The 14228-nt window shown below is 62.2% G+C and carries 14 protein-coding genes; 5 read left to right on the top strand and 9 right to left on the bottom strand.

Annotated features, from left to right (window positions below; genetic code table 11):
* Positions 1–21: 21 nt before the first annotated feature.
* Together AACV02_RS21080 and AACV02_RS21075 are read right to left on the bottom strand one after the other, a co-directional pair.
* A complete protein-coding gene (locus AACV02_RS21080; RefSeq protein WP_119741776.1) occupies positions 22–627 on the bottom strand; it encodes a LysE family translocator in 606 nt (201 codons plus the stop codon).
* Positions 628–700: 73 nt separating this feature from the next.
* Positions 701–1576 (bottom strand): LysR family transcriptional regulator, encoded by an 876-nt coding sequence (locus AACV02_RS21075; protein WP_119741774.1) that lies wholly within the window; start codon positions 1574–1576, stop codon positions 701–703.
* 116 nt (positions 1577–1692) lie between these two features.
* On the opposite strand from AACV02_RS21075, the gene AACV02_RS21070 reads away from it, so the two are divergent.
* From AACV02_RS21070 to AACV02_RS21050, 5 genes are all read left to right on the top strand, one after another.
* The gene (locus AACV02_RS21070) at positions 1693–2982 is read left to right on the top strand and encodes an NAD(P)/FAD-dependent oxidoreductase (RefSeq protein ID WP_119741772.1); all 1290 of its coding nucleotides are present in this window, start codon (positions 1693–1695) and stop codon (positions 2980–2982) included.
* Positions 2983–3002: 20 nt separating this feature from the next.
* Complete coding sequence (locus AACV02_RS21065; protein WP_119741770.1) at positions 3003–4091, top strand: polyamine ABC transporter substrate-binding protein; 1089 nt, start codon at positions 3003–3005, stop codon at positions 4089–4091.
* A 73-nt stretch (positions 4092–4164) separates the two neighbouring features.
* A complete protein-coding gene (locus tag AACV02_RS21060; RefSeq protein ID WP_119741768.1) occupies positions 4165–5808 on the top strand; it encodes a sensor domain-containing diguanylate cyclase in 1644 nt (547 codons plus the stop codon).
* Positions 5809–6108: 300 nt separating this feature from the next.
* Positions 6109–6597 (top strand): GNAT family N-acetyltransferase, encoded by a 489-nt coding sequence (locus AACV02_RS21055; protein WP_119741766.1) that lies wholly within the window; start codon positions 6109–6111, stop codon positions 6595–6597.
* Positions 6588–7037, top strand: coding sequence for a hypothetical protein (locus tag AACV02_RS21050; protein ID WP_119741754.1), 450 nt, complete (start codon positions 6588–6590; stop codon positions 7035–7037). Before AACV02_RS21055 ends, AACV02_RS21050 begins: the two co-directional genes overlap by 10 nt.
* A gap of 44 nt (positions 7038–7081) precedes the next feature.
* Here AACV02_RS21050 and AACV02_RS21045 read toward each other — a convergent pair whose 3' ends face one another.
* The 7 genes from AACV02_RS21045 to AACV02_RS21015 all read right to left on the bottom strand — a co-directional run bounded on the left by AACV02_RS21045 (position 7082) and on the right by AACV02_RS21015 (position 14027).
* Positions 7082–8401, bottom strand: a complete 1320-nt coding sequence (locus AACV02_RS21045; protein ID WP_119741752.1) for an OprD family porin — start codon at positions 8399–8401, stop codon at positions 7082–7084.
* Positions 8402–8538: 137 nt separating this feature from the next.
* Positions 8539–9372, bottom strand: coding sequence for a phosphodiesterase (locus AACV02_RS21040; protein ID WP_106577798.1), 834 nt, complete (start codon positions 9370–9372; stop codon positions 8539–8541).
* Positions 9373–9381: 9 nt separating this feature from the next.
* Positions 9382–10413 carry an ABC transporter ATP-binding protein gene (locus tag AACV02_RS21035; protein WP_106577797.1) on the bottom strand — a complete coding sequence of 344 codons (1032 nt, stop codon included), beginning with the start codon at positions 10411–10413 and terminating at the stop codon, positions 9382–9384.
* On the bottom strand, positions 10410–11204 hold the full coding sequence (locus AACV02_RS21030; protein WP_119741750.1) for an ABC transporter permease: 795 nt from the start codon (positions 11202–11204) through the stop codon (positions 10410–10412). Before AACV02_RS21030 ends, AACV02_RS21035 begins: the two co-directional genes overlap by 4 nt.
* Positions 11201–12019: an ABC transporter permease gene (locus AACV02_RS21025; RefSeq protein ID WP_119741748.1), complete on the bottom strand. Its 819-nt coding sequence runs from the start codon at positions 12017–12019 to the stop codon at positions 11201–11203. The genes AACV02_RS21030 and AACV02_RS21025 overlap by 4 nt, the downstream gene beginning before the upstream one ends.
* Positions 12020–13024: an ABC transporter substrate-binding protein gene (locus tag AACV02_RS21020; protein WP_119741746.1), complete on the bottom strand. Its 1005-nt coding sequence runs from the start codon at positions 13022–13024 to the stop codon at positions 12020–12022.
* A complete protein-coding gene (locus AACV02_RS21015) occupies positions 13008–14027 on the bottom strand; it encodes a LacI family DNA-binding transcriptional regulator (protein ID WP_106577793.1) in 1020 nt (339 codons plus the stop codon). Before AACV02_RS21015 ends, AACV02_RS21020 begins: the two co-directional genes overlap by 17 nt.
* Positions 14028–14228 lie beyond the last annotated feature (201 nt).

The raw sequence follows: 14228 nt of genomic DNA, 5'->3' as shown, positions 1-14228 counted from the left end.
CCAGATGATCACAAGATCCGCTCATGTTGAAATCAGGTGTACATAGAACGCGTGAAACATGAAATATGCACAACCGTCCAACGCCAGGCCCATGCACCGGTTGAATACGGTGAACGCCGACGCGCCGTTGATCCGCCGCCCCAACACCGCGCCCAGCAAGGCGTAAATCCACGGCGCGCCGACCGCGCCCAGCCCCAGCAACGCCGAAACCCCGGCAATGGACGCCCCGGTGATATGCGCCGCCGGCAGCATCACGCTGGTAATCGGCAAGACCGCCACGATGCCCTTGGGGTTGAGCAACTGAATCACCAGGCCATTCCAGAACGTGAGGGCCTTGCCCGGCGTGCTTGAAGATTCTTCAACCACCGTGCGGGCAGTGAACACCTGGTAGGCGAGGTACAGCGTGTACACACCGCCGACCAGCGAGATATACGGCAGTGCCGCCTGGGAAATGATCGCCTCGCCGGTGTAGCCAAACAGCACGAACATCAACAGCATCGCGCAGCCCACGCCGAGGTAGAACCCGCTGGAGCGACGGAATTTGCCGGTGAGCCCGGCATTCAGCCCCATCAGGTTCACGGGGCCGGGGCTGTACATGACGCTGAAGGCGTAGAGGAAAATGTCCATGGAGAAACCTGCAGTAGAAGAAGTCCGGCGAGTCTACTGAGGCGGTTTGCGCTGAATCTTGTACGTTTGTGGTTCAGCGTTGCGCCTGGTGGGCGAACCACGCCATGACCACGTCGCAGCCTGCGTGGGACGCAGCCTGCGGCTGCACGCACAGCGCGTAAACGCCGCCCGTCATCAACGGTTCGCCCAACGGCACAACCAGCACACCGCGCTCGATGGATTCGGCCGCCAGGGTCAAGTCAGTCATTGCCACGCCCAGCCCGCGCGCGGCGGCGTCAAGCGCCAATTCGTCAAGGTTGAAGGGGATGTGCCGGTAGTCGTCCAGCGTGCCGGCGCCGTTGGCGGCCAACCATACGCGCCAGTCCTGCCGGTCGACTGAACGGTGCAGCAGCGCCACGTGCCGCAGGTCTGTAAAGGTTGATAACGGGCCAACTTGAGGTGCACACACCGGCACCAGCTGTTCCTGGAACAGCGTCAGGCACTTCGGATCAGTGGGCGGCGTGGGCAGGTACTGAATGTAGGCATCGCTGTCGTCGGCCGGCTCGACCCCTTCGGTGGCAACCGTCTCGATGGCCAGGGAAATGTCCGGGTGCAACCGGTAGAAATCACTCAGCTTTGGCAGCAGCCAGCGCACGGCCAGCGACACGTGCAGGCGGATGCGAAACGGGCGTGTGTGCGGCGAAATGCGGTCTTCGAGCACTTTGAGTTGCGCCAACATACTGCGCGCGTAAATCAGCACCTGCTCGCCTTCGGCTGTCAGCCGCAGGCTGCGGCTGGTGCGTGTGAACAGGGCCACGCCGAAATGGCTCTCCAATTGCTGGATCTGGCGACTGACAGCGCTCTGGGTCAGGCACAGCGTCTGCGCAGCCTGGGTGAAACTGGCGCTGTCGCTGACTTCCACCAACGCCTGCAGGCCCTGCAGCGACGGCACGTGACGAAGCTTATCCATGCGAATTCCGAATAGCTGGATGATTTTATAACGTTGGTTGTATCACCCAAGCCCCTATAGATTCCAGCCATCGACTTAAATCATTCATGCGAACAACGCATGCAGCCGAGGCACACGTGGACAATATCTGTGGCTGGATAGCCCAAACCGAACCCCTGCCCGCTCGTAACGCCTTGACCGGCACACAACAGGCCGACTGGCTGGTGATTGGCGCCGGCATCACCGGGCTCTGCGCCGCCCATAGCCTGGCAACCCTGCACCCCGAAGCGCGCATCGTGATTGTTGACCGTCAGTGCGCGGCCCAGGGCGCCTCCGCGCGAAACTCGGGGTTTGTGGTGGCGCACGAACACCCGGCCGAAAGCGAGTTGCTGGGCACCGCAGGCTTCGAGGGTTTTGAAGTGGACACCGCGATCTCACGCGCGGCGAGTGACGAGGTGCGCCAACGCATCGCCGGCCATGGCATCGACTGTGATTTTCGCGACGACGGTTACTTCTTCGCCGTGCATGACGCAGACAAGCTCGATCACGTCGACCACACACTCGCCACCTTGCTTGCCCTGGGCGCCTCTGCGCAATGCCTGCAAGGCGAGGCGCTGTGCCAGAAACTCGGCACCGCGCATTACCAGGCCGGCATCTGGTGCGGCAACGGCAACGCCCTGCTGCAACCGGCCAAGTACGTGAAGGGCTTGCTGGCCGCGTTGCCAGCCTCGGTCAGCCTGTTTGAAAACACTGACATCACCGGCCTTGAGCGCACGGGCAACGGCGCCCTGCGCGCGACCAGCCGTGCGGGCAGTATTGAAGCGCGACATGTGCTGGTGTGCCTGAATGCGTTTATCCCGCGTGTCGGGCTGGACCAAAGCGCCACGTTCCCCATGGAACTGAGTGCCAGCCTCACCCGCCCACTCACAGAAAAAGAATGCGCCGCCGCGCCCTGGGGCGTGCTGTCGACGCGGCCACTGGGTGCCACCGTGCGACTCACGCCGGACCGGCGCGTGATGATTCGCAACACCGCCGAGTACCGCACCCGCGACTTGTCCAACGCCGACTTGCTGCAGCGCCGCCAGCGCCATGTGCTGGGTTTGCAACGGCGCTTCCCGTGGCTCACCGAACAGGACATCCATTACACCTGGACCGGCCACCTCAGTGCGTCGCGGTCCGGCCAGCCGTACTTCGCCAAGGTCCAAGACAACCTGTACGCCATCGCTGGCTGCAACGGTTCCGGCGTCGCGCGCGGCACGCTGTGGGGGCGGTTGATGGCGGAGTGGGCCTCGGGGCACCAATCGCCGCTGCTGCAATCGGTGATCCAGCGTGCGCAGCCCGGTTGGTTGCCGCCGCGCCCGCTGTTCGACCTCGGCGCCCTGCTGCGCATGCGCATCGAAGCGGTGCGTGCCCGATCAGAAATCTGACAACAACAAAGGTGAATGCAATGCACATCAAGCAATGGTCCGTGGCGGTAATGCTCGGTGCGTTTTCGGCGGCCGGCTATGCCGCTGAAGAGGTGAATATCTCCAACTGGAACGGCTATATCGCCGACGACACCCTCACACGCTTTACTCAGGCCACCGGCATCACGCCCACTTACGACATCCATGACAGCAACGAAGTGCTCGAATCCAAGTTGATGACCGGCAACACCGGCTACGACGTGGTCAGCCCTTCAAACCACTTTCTGTCGCGGCTGATCAAGGCGGGCGCGATCCAGAAGCTCGACCGCAGCCAGTTGCCGAACTGGAAAAACCTCGACCCGCTGCTGATGAAAAAGCTTGAGGTCAACGACCCGGGCAACCAGTACGGCTTTCCCTATATGTGGGGCACGGCGGGTATCGGTTATAACGTCGAGAAGATCAAGGCACTCTTTGGCAGCACCGACGTCACCCGGTCCTGGAAGATGTTCTTCGATGAAGACACGATCAAAAAACTCAGCACCTGCGGCGTGGCGATCATCGACAACCCGACGCAGATCCTGCCCATTACCCTTAATTACCTGGGCCTGCCCCATCACAGCCATGAGCCGGCCGACTATAAACAGGCCGAACAGGCCCTGTTGAAAATCCGCCCTTACATCCAGTACTTCCACGCATCCAAGTACATTAGTGACTTGGCCAACGGCAATATCTGCGCGGTGATCGGTTTCAATGGCGACGTGGTGCAGGCGGCCGCGAGCGCGAAAGAAGCCAAAAACGGTATCGAGATTGCCTACTCGATCCCGCAGGAAGGCTCGACGCTGTGGCTGGACATGGTGGTGATGCCCAAGGCCGCGCCGCACGAAAAGAACGCCTACGCCTATATGAATTACCTGCTCGAGCCCAAGGTGATCGCCAACATCAGCAACAGCATCCACTACGCCAACCCCAACAGCGCGGCAGATGAGTTTCTCACGCCGGCCGTGAAACAGGACCTGGCGATCTACCCGCCGAAAAGCGTGATGGACAGCCTGTTTATCGTCGAAGACCTGCCCCCGGCGATAGCGCGGCTGGCCACCCGGCTGTGGACCAAATTGAAGACCAACACATAAGCGCGCCTGCTGCTGGCCGTAGCCCATCCATAACGCATACCATGGCTCAAAATAAACACTCAAATGAGCCCCCATGATCAAAGCCAGCCTGCGCAGTCACCTGACCCTATGGTTTGCCGGTTTATCACTGGTCACACTCCTGAGCGTGGGCCTCTATGTTGGCCATATCGCCACCGAGCAGATGAAGCAGGCCAGCGGCAACTCGCTGCTCAGCACGGCGCGCTCGACGGCCGCGCTGTTGGCCGTGCAACTGCGCGAGCGGCAACTGGAAGTGTCGCTGTTGAGCAAGGCACCGATCATGCGCAAGGGCGACCTGACCGCGCCGGATATTCTGACGCTGATGGAACTGCGCACCCAATCGCGCGCGGAGTATGCATGGATGGGCGTGGCCGATGCTGACGGGCGCGTGCGCCAGGCGGTCAACGGCTTGCTGGTCAATCAATCAGTGCAGCAGCGGCCATGGTTTCAGGCCGGCATGCGCGCCGAGTACACCGGTGATCCCCACGAAGCGGTGTTGCTCGCCAAGCTGCTGCCGGGAGCGGCGGACGGTGAGCCACTGCGCTTTATCGATTTCGCCGCACCGATACGCAATGCCCAGGGTGACACGATTGGCGTGCTGGGCGCCCATGCCCACTGGAGCTGGGTCACCCAGATCGTCGATTCCGCCGTGATGCAAAAGGATGCCATTCCACAGATCGAGGCGTTGATCGTCGACATTGACGGCAAGGTGCTTTACCCGGAATTGCTCGCGGGCGAACAAATGCCGCTGGACCAACTGCACACGCCCGCTGGCTGGTTCACCGGCAACGGCTACGTCACGGCATCGGTGGCGGTGCCGAGCCCGTCGAATGCGAAAATGAACTGGTACATCATGGTGCGACAACCGTTAGACGTCGCACTGCAACCGGCGCACAACCTGCTGTACAAATTACTCATGCTGGGCGTGCTCGCGGCGTTCATCTTTGTGCTAGCCGCTTATTACCTCGCCTCGTCACTCAGCCGCCCCATCGAGCGCCTGGCCAGGTCCGCCAAACAGGTGCAAGACCAGCAGCCCGGCGCCGTCTTCCCCCAGGAGCATCCGGTGCTGGAAATCGCCCAACTGGGCCGCTCCATCAGCAGCATGACCCAATCCTTGCTGACCAAGGAGCGCGAACTGCAGGAAGCCAATGCCTCGCTGGAAGCCACCGTCACCCAGCGCACTGCCGCCCTCACCCAGGCCAATGCCGACCTGCTGAAACTGGCCACGCACGACGCACTGACCGGCGTTTACAACCGCCGCCGTTTCGACGAAAAACTCGCCGAGAGCAGCCTGTTGTTCCAACGCACCGGCCGCACCTTTGCCTTGCTGCTGATCGACGCCGACTATTTCAAGCGCGTCAACGACACCTACGGTCACGCCGTCGGCGATGACGTGCTGTGCCAACTGGCGGCGCTGATCGAGAGCACCACGCGCGCCACCGACTTTGTCGCGCGATACGGCGGTGAAGAATTTGCGGTATTGCTGCCGGAGGTTGAAGAGCCGGACAGCCCCGACGTGGTTGCCGAAAAAATCCGTGCGGCCGTGGCGGCGGCAGACTTCCCGACAGTGGGCCAGGTTACGGTGAGTATTGGTGTGAGCATCGCGCAGCCCTCGGACCGCGATTCCCTGGGGCTGCTCAAGCGGGCGGACATGCAATTGTATGAGGCCAAGGGCGCAGGCCGGAATCGGGTGTCGTGAGCGACACTGATGAACCACTGTGGCTTGCTGTGTTAAGTGGGCTTCCTGTAGCGAGCGGGCTTGCCCCGCGTTGGGCTGCGCAGCAGCCCCACTAAGAGCGCCGCACCCATTCGGGCACATCGCGCCAGCCGGGTTCAGGGCGGCTTCGCCCCCCAACGCGGGGCAAGCCCGCTCGCCACAACAAGCCCGCTAGCCACAACAGGTCCGCTAGCAACAGCGAGCCCTGTTTCCCGCAGCGATTCATTCACCCCAGCCTCTGCGTGCTGAAATAAACTGTGCGGGTACCTAGTGGGATTATTTATGACCCAACCCAGTGAAGACTTTTCGATACGCACGTTGGAAGACCCTCCCGCGCAGCTGCGCAATTTGGAAAAGCAGGCCGTTGCCGAAGGGTTCAGGTTCCTGACGCGGCTGATAACCGAATGGGAAAACCGCACGAACCGGTTTGACCAACCGGGAGAGTGCCTTGTGGGAGTCTTTCGACAGGGCCAGTTGATGGGCGTTGGAGGCCTATCCCGCGACCCATACGCAGGCCCGCAAATCGGTCGGCTACGCCGGGTATACGTTGATCCAGCGATGCGTGAGCGGCGTATTGGTAGAGATCTGGTCAGCTATTTACTGGAATACGCCGCTAAACAGTTTCAAGCAGTGCGTCTTTCCACGGATAGTCCAAGTGCCATGAAGTTTTATCTGCGCTGTGGCTTTCACCCCGTGAGCGACGACACCGCAACCCACGCAAAGTCGCTGATAACCTCAATCGGCAATGACCCGGAGACCGCATGCAGGTGATAAACAACAGCAGACCTGAGTACCTGCCCAGGCTCGAGCAACTTCTGTACGGCAATAACTACAGCGTCTCAATAGACCTGTATGGTCCACTGGATGCGAACCGACCGCTGATCGAGGTGCTTAAATCAGCGGTGAATTCGTCATGCGAAGTCCCCCGCAGTACACTCATCAGTGTTGATGAAGCCCGGGCACACATTCTTGAGTCGTTGCTCTACTCAGGTGATCCGGCTGCCGGGCCAATCGACCTGCCTGCTAAATGCAGTGAAATAACCTCGCTGGTTGAGCAACTGCTGGAAGGTGCCCAGGTCAATAAAGCCGATGCTATATACAGCTTTCACCTCGCTAAGGGCCACCCAGGCTACCCGGTGTGGTGGGAGTTCGCCCTGGATGTCCATGCGCGAGGCAGTCGTTGGATTCTGCTGGGTTGCAGCAGCGATTAGGCGTAAACCCCAATCGTGAATTGGGGCGTACGCCACTCGACGACTTACAGCAATGGAATCGAATAACTCACAAACACCCGATTCTGATCCTGGTCGCGCGCCACTTCACTGCGCGACACGCCGTTGCGCCAGCCAAACCCGACGTTTTTAAACGTGCCGCTCTGCACCACGTAATCCAGGGAGATGTCCCGTTCCCATTCGCTGGCCGTGTTGCCGGCGGTGGTGAGGATATGGTCGCCTTTCAAATACATCACCGACGCCTTCAGGCCAGGCAGGCCCAGCGCGACAAAGTTGTAGGCGTATTGCGCAAAGGCGGTGCGTTCGCCGGCCTGGATGAAGGTTTGCACGGTGCGGTCGGTGTAAAGGTACAGGCTCGAACCGCCCTCGCCTTTGTTGACCAGGCCACCCTGGTTGAGTTGGGCGAAGTTACTGTCATCGGAGACTCGCTGGTAACCCGCGGTGATCGCGTGCGGGCCCAGCGAGTAGATGAACGCGGCGCTCCAGGTGTTGTTGTCGATTTCGCCGTTGCCGTTCTGGGTGTAGCCGCCGAACTTATACCCTTCGGCACGCCCGGCCGCAGTGCTGTTCTTGCCGTCGGAGGTGGTGTTGAAATAACGCAGGTCGGTTTTCAATGAGCCGTAGTCGCCCAACGGCACTACATGGATCAACCCGGCAAAGTGCTGTTGGTAATAGTCTTCGAGGTTGGCGTAGTAATACTGGACCAGCAGGTCCTTGTTCACTTGGTAGTCGAAACCTGCGTAGTTGAATTTATTGCTCTCTTGCGTGCCACCCGCGGCCGCCAGGCCACTGCGGTCGCTGGAGCCACGGCCGGTGGTGTGCTGCAGCTGGCCGCCAATCAGCGTGAGGTTGTCGATGTCTTTGCTGGTGACCTGCGCGCCCTCGAAGGATTGCGGCAACAGGCGGCCATCGTTGCTCACCAGGATCGGCAGGTTCGGGCGCAGGTAGCCGTAGCGCAGTTCGGTCTTGGCGAAGCGCGCCTTGGCTGTCGCACCACCGCGCGCCCAGCTGTCGGCTGCCCTGCCGTCATCGGTGGGGATCATCGAGCTGCCCACGTGGCGGCCAGCGCCGCTGTCGAGGGTCACACCGAGCATGCCGACGGCGTCCAGACCAAAACCGACAGTGCCGTCGGTAAAGCCCGACTGGTAGTTGAGGATAAACGCCTGGCCCCATTCTTCGGTCTTTGACGGTGCGGCGGCGCCGTCGCGGTTATCGTTATTGAAGTAGAAGTTGCGCAGGTTCAAGTTGGCTGTGCTGTCACTCAAGAAATCAGCCGAGGCCAAGGGGCTCAGGGCAATGCCCAGGCCGCCGGTCAATACGCTCAGTACATTCAAAGTGGCTTTCATCAGGACGAACTCCGGCGCGGAATCCAGATTCCGGGCGCGTAAAAAGGGCAGCAGGATGCACGCGGCCAACTTGGGTTGGCCGCCGCGTTAACGAATATTCAAGTGCTTAGTTGAGTGAAGTGAACCTCCGTAAAACCTCAGTCAATCAATCCATGAGCGTCATAAAACGGATACGGCCCCGGGTAGTCCCCGAACACGCCGTTGTGGCTGATCAGCCCGTGCTGTGCATCCCAGCGGTGCAGCACAAAGCCTGCCGGTTCCAGGTTGAAATGCGCAGGCGCGGCGTCTTGCAGGTCGAGCACGATCTGGTGCGAAGTGCCAGGGCACACGCAACTCAGGCTGCCGCCAAAACGCCGCTGCATCGGGCGGTGCAAATGCCCGCACAACAGGCGCTCCACTTGTGGGTGACGAGCGACGACGCGCTCCAGGGCGGCGGCGTTGCCAAAGGGCTCGCGGTCCATATGGCCGATGCCGCTGCTGAACGGCGGGTGATGCAGGATCAGCAAGGTCGGCGCCTCGGGGCGCAGTGCCAATTGCGCGTCGAGCCACTGCAATTGGCTGTCGAGCAGTTGGCCGCCGTGACCACCGGGAATGGTCGAGTCCAGGCCGATCAAGCGCAGCGGATGCTCATCCACAACCCAATCCAGCGGGCCATCTGCCGACGTCGGCAGATAAGCGTGATCGCCGAACGCATCCAGTAACGGCCCGCGCGTGTCGTGGTTGCCGGGCACCAGGTAGCACGGCATGTGCAGGCGCGCCAGCTCCGGGTGCAGCACGGCGTATTCATCGGCGCGGCCAAAATCCACCAGGTCGCCGCTGATCACCACGATATCGGGCCGAGGGTAGCGGGCGTTCAGGTGGTCGACGGCGCGGCGCAGTGCGCCGAGAGTATCGACCACGCCATAGGTCAGGCGGTTACCGGCTTTAAGGTGCAGGTCGCTGATCTGCGCAACAAGAAACGGACGGTTCAAAATAAGCTCTCACGCATTCAGGGTGAACACCATGTGCGGCGCAATCGCCAGGGCAATCGGCGCGCCGACGCGGTGCAGTTGGTTGTCGCTGCTGTCCACCAGCAGCGGTTGCGGGCCGCCCACATCCACCAGCAGGCGGCTTTGTGCGCCCTGGAAGAACTGCGCGACCAGATGGCCGTGCAGGTGCCCTTCGTCTTCCATCACGCGCAGGTGTTCGGGCCGGCAGTACACGGTGCTCGGTAAACCGGCGCCGTGCCACGGCAGTTCGCCGCCGCAGACTTTGAGGCCGTGGGCAGTCCGCGCCAGCACAGAGAAGGCATTGAGGTTGCCGACGAAGCCTGCGACAAACGCATTGGCCGGCTGCTGGTAGATCTCCCGTGGGCTGGCCAGTTGCGCGATACGCCCCTGTTCCATCACCAGAATGCGGTCGCCCAGGGCCATGGCTTCGCCCTGGTCATGGGTGACGAACACCGAGGTGATGCCAAGCCCGCGCAGCAGTTGATCCAGCTCGCTGCGCAGGCGCTCGCGCAATTGCGCATCCAGGGCCGCCAGCGGCTCATCCAGCAACAGCACGTTGGGACGCGGCGCCAGGGCGCGGGCCAAGGCCACACGCTGACGCTGGCCGCCCGACAGTTCATGGATGCTGCGTTTGCCGTGGTGCTGCAAGCCCACCAGTTCCAACAGTTCCTCGCAGCGCTTGTTGCGCTCAGGCGCCGACATGCCGCGAATCTTCAAGCCGTAGACGATATTGCCGGCCACATCCAGGTTGGGAAACAGCGCGTAATTCTGAAACACCATGCCCACATCACGGCGCTCGATGGGCAGGCGGGTGACATCCTGATCGCCGAAAAACACCTGGCCGACGTCCGGGCGTTCCAGGCCGGCAATCAGGCGCAGAGTCGTGGTTTTGCCACAGCCGGAGGGGCCGAGAATTGCCAGGGTTTCGCCGCCTTCGACGCTCAGGTTCAGGTCATGCACGGCCACGGTGCCGTCGGCGAATGCCTTGCGACAGCCTTGCAGGCGGATAGTGATAGCGGTCATCGACGCTCTCCACGGGACAAACGAGCACTGATGGCCTGCAACGCAATCAGCAGCGGCACGATCATCAGCAAAAAGATAAGGGTGTAGGCGCTGGCGATTTCCAGACGCGCCGAGGCGTAGCTGTCGGCCAACCCCACCGGCAGCGTCTTGGTCATCGGCGTGTGCAGCATCCAGGTCAGGTTGAACTCACCCAGGCTCAGGGTGACCACCATCAGCACGCCGGCCAGGATGCCCGCCCGGCAATTGGGCACGACCACGCTGAAAAAACGCTTGATCGGCCCCGCGCCAAGGCTGGCGGCGGCCTCCTCCAGCACCGGCAGTTGCTGACGTTGCATCACCGCCATTACCGGGCGCACCAGGAACGGCAAGGTGAACAACACATGGCCGACCAGGATGAACAGCCAACTGCTGCGAAAGCTGCCGAACTGGCCGTAGGTCAACAGCAACGCCAACGCACTGGCCAAACCCGGCATCGCCACCGGCAGCACCATCAGCTCTTCGAAGGCGCGGCTGAAGCGGTTTTTCATGCGCACCAAGGCATAGGCCGCCGGCACGCCGATCACGCAGACGCACACTGCACAGGCCAGGGCCAGCTGCAGCGACAGCCACACCGTGGGCGAATAGGCCTGCCACACCTGCACCAGCCAGTCGAAGGTCAAGCCGCTGGACAGGCCGACGAAGAAATTACGCGTCAGCCCGGCCAGCAACGACATCAGCACCGGCACCAACATGAAGGCGCACACCAGCAGGGTAAACAGCAGTTGCATCACAAACAGCGATGAGCGCTTCACAGGACCGTCCCCGCGTTTTTCACCAGGCGACGCGTGAGCAGCAACACCGCCCAGGTCACTGCACCGAGTACCACCGACAGCGCGGCGGCGACGGCAAAGTTGGCGTAGTTGGTGAACACGTTGTAGATCGCCACCGGGGTGACGTTCAGCCGCGTGCCCAAGGTAAAGGCGGTACCGAACGCGCCCATGGACGTGGCAAAGCAGATCGCCCCGCAGGAGGCCAGCGCAGGCGCCAGCCCCGGCACGATCACGTCGCACACCACGCGCCAGTGCCCGGCGCCCAGTGAGTGCGCGGCCTCTTCCAGGCTGCGGTCGAGGCTTTCGCACGCGGCCATTACCGTGAGGATCACCCGTGGGATCGAGAAGTACAGGTAGCCGACAAACAGCCCCGCCAGCGAGTACGCAAAAATCCAGCGCTCACCGGCCAGTTGCAGGCCCAGGGCCGCAAACAGGCCTTGGCGTCCGGCCAGCAGGATCACCAGAAAGCCCACCACCACGCCGGGAAACGCCAATGGAAAGGTGAGCAATGCCACCAATGCCGAACGCCCGAAGAACTGCTGACGTGCGAGAAACACGCCGCTGATGCCGCCGATCAGTAACGCCGTGAGCGTCACAATCACGGCCAGCACACAGGTCTGCGCCAGGCTGCCCAGGTACTGCGTGCTGCTGAGCACCTGCCAATAACCGCTGCCGTTGCTGTCGCGGCTCTCGGTGCCGAGCACCATCAGGTGCGCCAGCGGCAACAGCCAGAACGCGAACAGCACCGCCAAGGCCGGGGCCAGTGCCCAGGCTGCATGTTTTGCCGATGCGACCACTTACTTGACCTCGTTCAGGTAACGGGCGGCGAAGGCTTCCTGCACAGCGGCCATTTTTTCGTAGTCCACCACGCCAGCGCGGGCGTAGTCGCTGTCGGGCAGGAACTGCGCGGCGACGTCGGCCGGCATTTTCATTGGGCGCACCGGACGCAGGTAGGCCTTGGCCCAGAGTGCCTGGCCTGCATCGGAGAGCACGAAATCGAGGACCTTTTCAGCGTTGGCGCGGTGCGGCGCATTGGCCACCAGGCTCATCACGTACGGCACGCTGATGCTGCCTTCTTTGGGGATCACGAAGGCAACGTTGGCGTTGTCCTTGTAACGCGCGCGGTAGGCGTTGAAGTCGTAGTCCACCAGAATCGGCAGCTCACCGGACAGCACCCGCGCATAGGCGGTTTGCTTGGGCACGATGGGTGCGTTTTTGGCGAGTTTCTGGAAATAGTCGATGGCCGGGGCAAAGTTATCCAGATCGCCGCCCAAAGCACGATTGATCGCCACCGCCGAGACGTAGCCGACAAACGCGCTGGACGGATCGAGGTAACCGACCATGCCTTTGTACTCAGGCTTGAGCAGGTCGGCCCAGCTTTGCGGCACGGGCAAGCCGCCCAGTGCATCGACGTTGACCATGATGCCCAAAGTGCCGGAGTGAATCGCAAACCAGTGGCCGGTCGGGTCTTTCAGGCCGGCTGGAATCTGCTCCCAGCCTTTGGGCTTGTAGGTGCCGACCACGTCGGCTTTTTGCGCCTGCAAGCCGAAGGTCACGCCGTAATACACCACGTCGGCCACCGGCGCGGCTTTCTCCGCCACCAACTGCGCCAGCGACTGGCCGGAGTTCTTGTTGTCCAGCGGCACCTGCACGCCGGTAGTGGCGGCGATGGCCTGGAGTTGGCTGCCCCAATCGGCCCAGTCGGGTGGGCAGTTGTAGCAAATCGCGGTGTCGGCCGCCTGGGCAAGGCTGGCCATGCCGCACAGCAGCACGGTTGCCAGGGTTTTACTGAACGCGCGCATCGGGTGTCTCCTCAAGGGGTTGAGTGCTGTCGCCAGGCCGGATATGGCACGGCAGGCAATGGGAAATCGGAGCGTTGCCGGCGATCTGCGCGAGCAATTGGTCAATCACCGTGCTGGCCAGCAGGCCGATGGGCTGCACCACGCTGCACAGCGTCGGGTGCATCTGGGTGCCGAGGGCGATGCCGTCAAAGCCCATCACCGAGAGTTGCTCGGGCACATTCCAGGCGTTGCGGCGCAGCTCGGCGATCAGGCTGATCGCGAGGAAATCGTTGGAACACACCAGCGCAGTCGGCGCCTGGGGGCCTTGGAGGAACGGCTCGATCGCCGCGAAGGCGGCCTGGGTGTGGGCCGGCATTTCAATCACTGCGCGGCTTTCAAGCCCGTACTCGCGCATCGCGTCGCAATAGCCGGCGTAGCGCAGGCGCGCGCGGTCGGACTGCAACGCGGGGCCGGCGACCATGCTGATGCGTCGGTGCCCCGCTTCGAGCAAATAACGCGTAGCCAGGGCCATGCCCGCGCGGTTGTCGACCGACACGGCGCTGTAGCTCGGGTTGCTCGGTTGGTGATAAGCCAGCACGAACGGCGTTTGTTCGCTGGCGAGGCTGTTGAGCACGCTATTGCTTTCGGCATCGGTGACCGTCAGCACCAGCCCGTCGACGCGTTGGCGTAGCAACTCCTCCACAACGATGCTTTCGCGTTCGCTGCTGTAGTCGGTGGTCGCCAGCAACAGGCTGTAGCCGCGCAGCCGCGCGGCACGCTCCATGGCCTGGAGCTGTTCGGCAAACACCGGGTTGAGCAGGTTGGGCACCACCACGCCAATCAGCTGGGTGGTTTGCAGGCGCAGTTGACGGCCGAGCAGGTTCGGTCTAAAGCCCAGCTCGCGGGCGGCGGCGAACACCTGCTCACGGGTGGCCGGGCGCACTTGGTCGGGGGAAGCAAAGGTGCGGGCGGCAGTGGCGCGGGATACCCCGGCCAGCTGCGCAACGTCTTTTAGGTCAGTCATGCTCACTCGCTTGAGATCGATCTCATTGGCGAGGACAGTAACCAGGGAATATGGCAGTAGCGTGGTGCCAAGATGACGGTTTGATGGCAGCGCCCCCGTGCTCAATGTGGGAAGGGGCTTGCCTCCGACAGCGGTGGGTCAACAAAGAAAAGGCTGGCTGACACACCGCAATCGGGGGCAAGCCCCCTCCCACATTAGATC

This window comes from Pseudomonas sp. Larv2_ips (assembly GCF_963879675.1).
Lineage (GTDB): Bacteria > Pseudomonadota > Gammaproteobacteria > Pseudomonadales > Pseudomonadaceae > Aquipseudomonas.
This window is presented reverse-complemented; position numbering and strand designations above follow the sequence as displayed.

Excerpts from the sequence above, each read along its gene's own strand:
- AACV02_RS21080 (WP_119741776.1), bottom strand. The coding sequence starts at position 627 with ATGGACATTTTCCTCTACGCCTTCAGCGTCATGTACAGCCCCGGCCCC.
- AACV02_RS21075 (WP_119741774.1), bottom strand. The coding sequence starts at position 1,576 with ATGGATAAGCTTCGTCACGTGCCGTCGCTGCAGGGCCTGCAGGCGTTG.
- AACV02_RS21065 (WP_119741770.1), top strand. The coding sequence starts at position 3,003 with ATGCACATCAAGCAATGGTCCGTGGCGGTAATGCTCGGTGCGTTTTCG.
- AACV02_RS21060 (WP_119741768.1), top strand. The coding sequence starts at position 4,165 with ATGATCAAAGCCAGCCTGCGCAGTCACCTGACCCTATGGTTTGCCGGT.
- AACV02_RS21055 (WP_119741766.1), top strand. The coding sequence starts at position 6,109 with ATGACCCAACCCAGTGAAGACTTTTCGATACGCACGTTGGAAGACCCT.
- AACV02_RS21050 (WP_119741754.1), top strand. The coding sequence starts at position 6,588 with ATGCAGGTGATAAACAACAGCAGACCTGAGTACCTGCCCAGGCTCGAG.
- AACV02_RS21045 (WP_119741752.1), bottom strand. The coding sequence starts at position 8,401 with ATGAAAGCCACTTTGAATGTACTGAGCGTATTGACCGGCGGCCTGGGC.
- AACV02_RS21035 (WP_106577797.1), bottom strand. The coding sequence starts at position 10,413 with ATGACCGCTATCACTATCCGCCTGCAAGGCTGTCGCAAGGCATTCGCC.
- AACV02_RS21020 (WP_119741746.1), bottom strand. The coding sequence starts at position 13,024 with ATGCGCGCGTTCAGTAAAACCCTGGCAACCGTGCTGCTGTGCGGCATG.
- AACV02_RS21015 (WP_106577793.1), bottom strand. The coding sequence starts at position 14,027 with ATGACTGACCTAAAAGACGTTGCGCAGCTGGCCGGGGTATCCCGCGCC.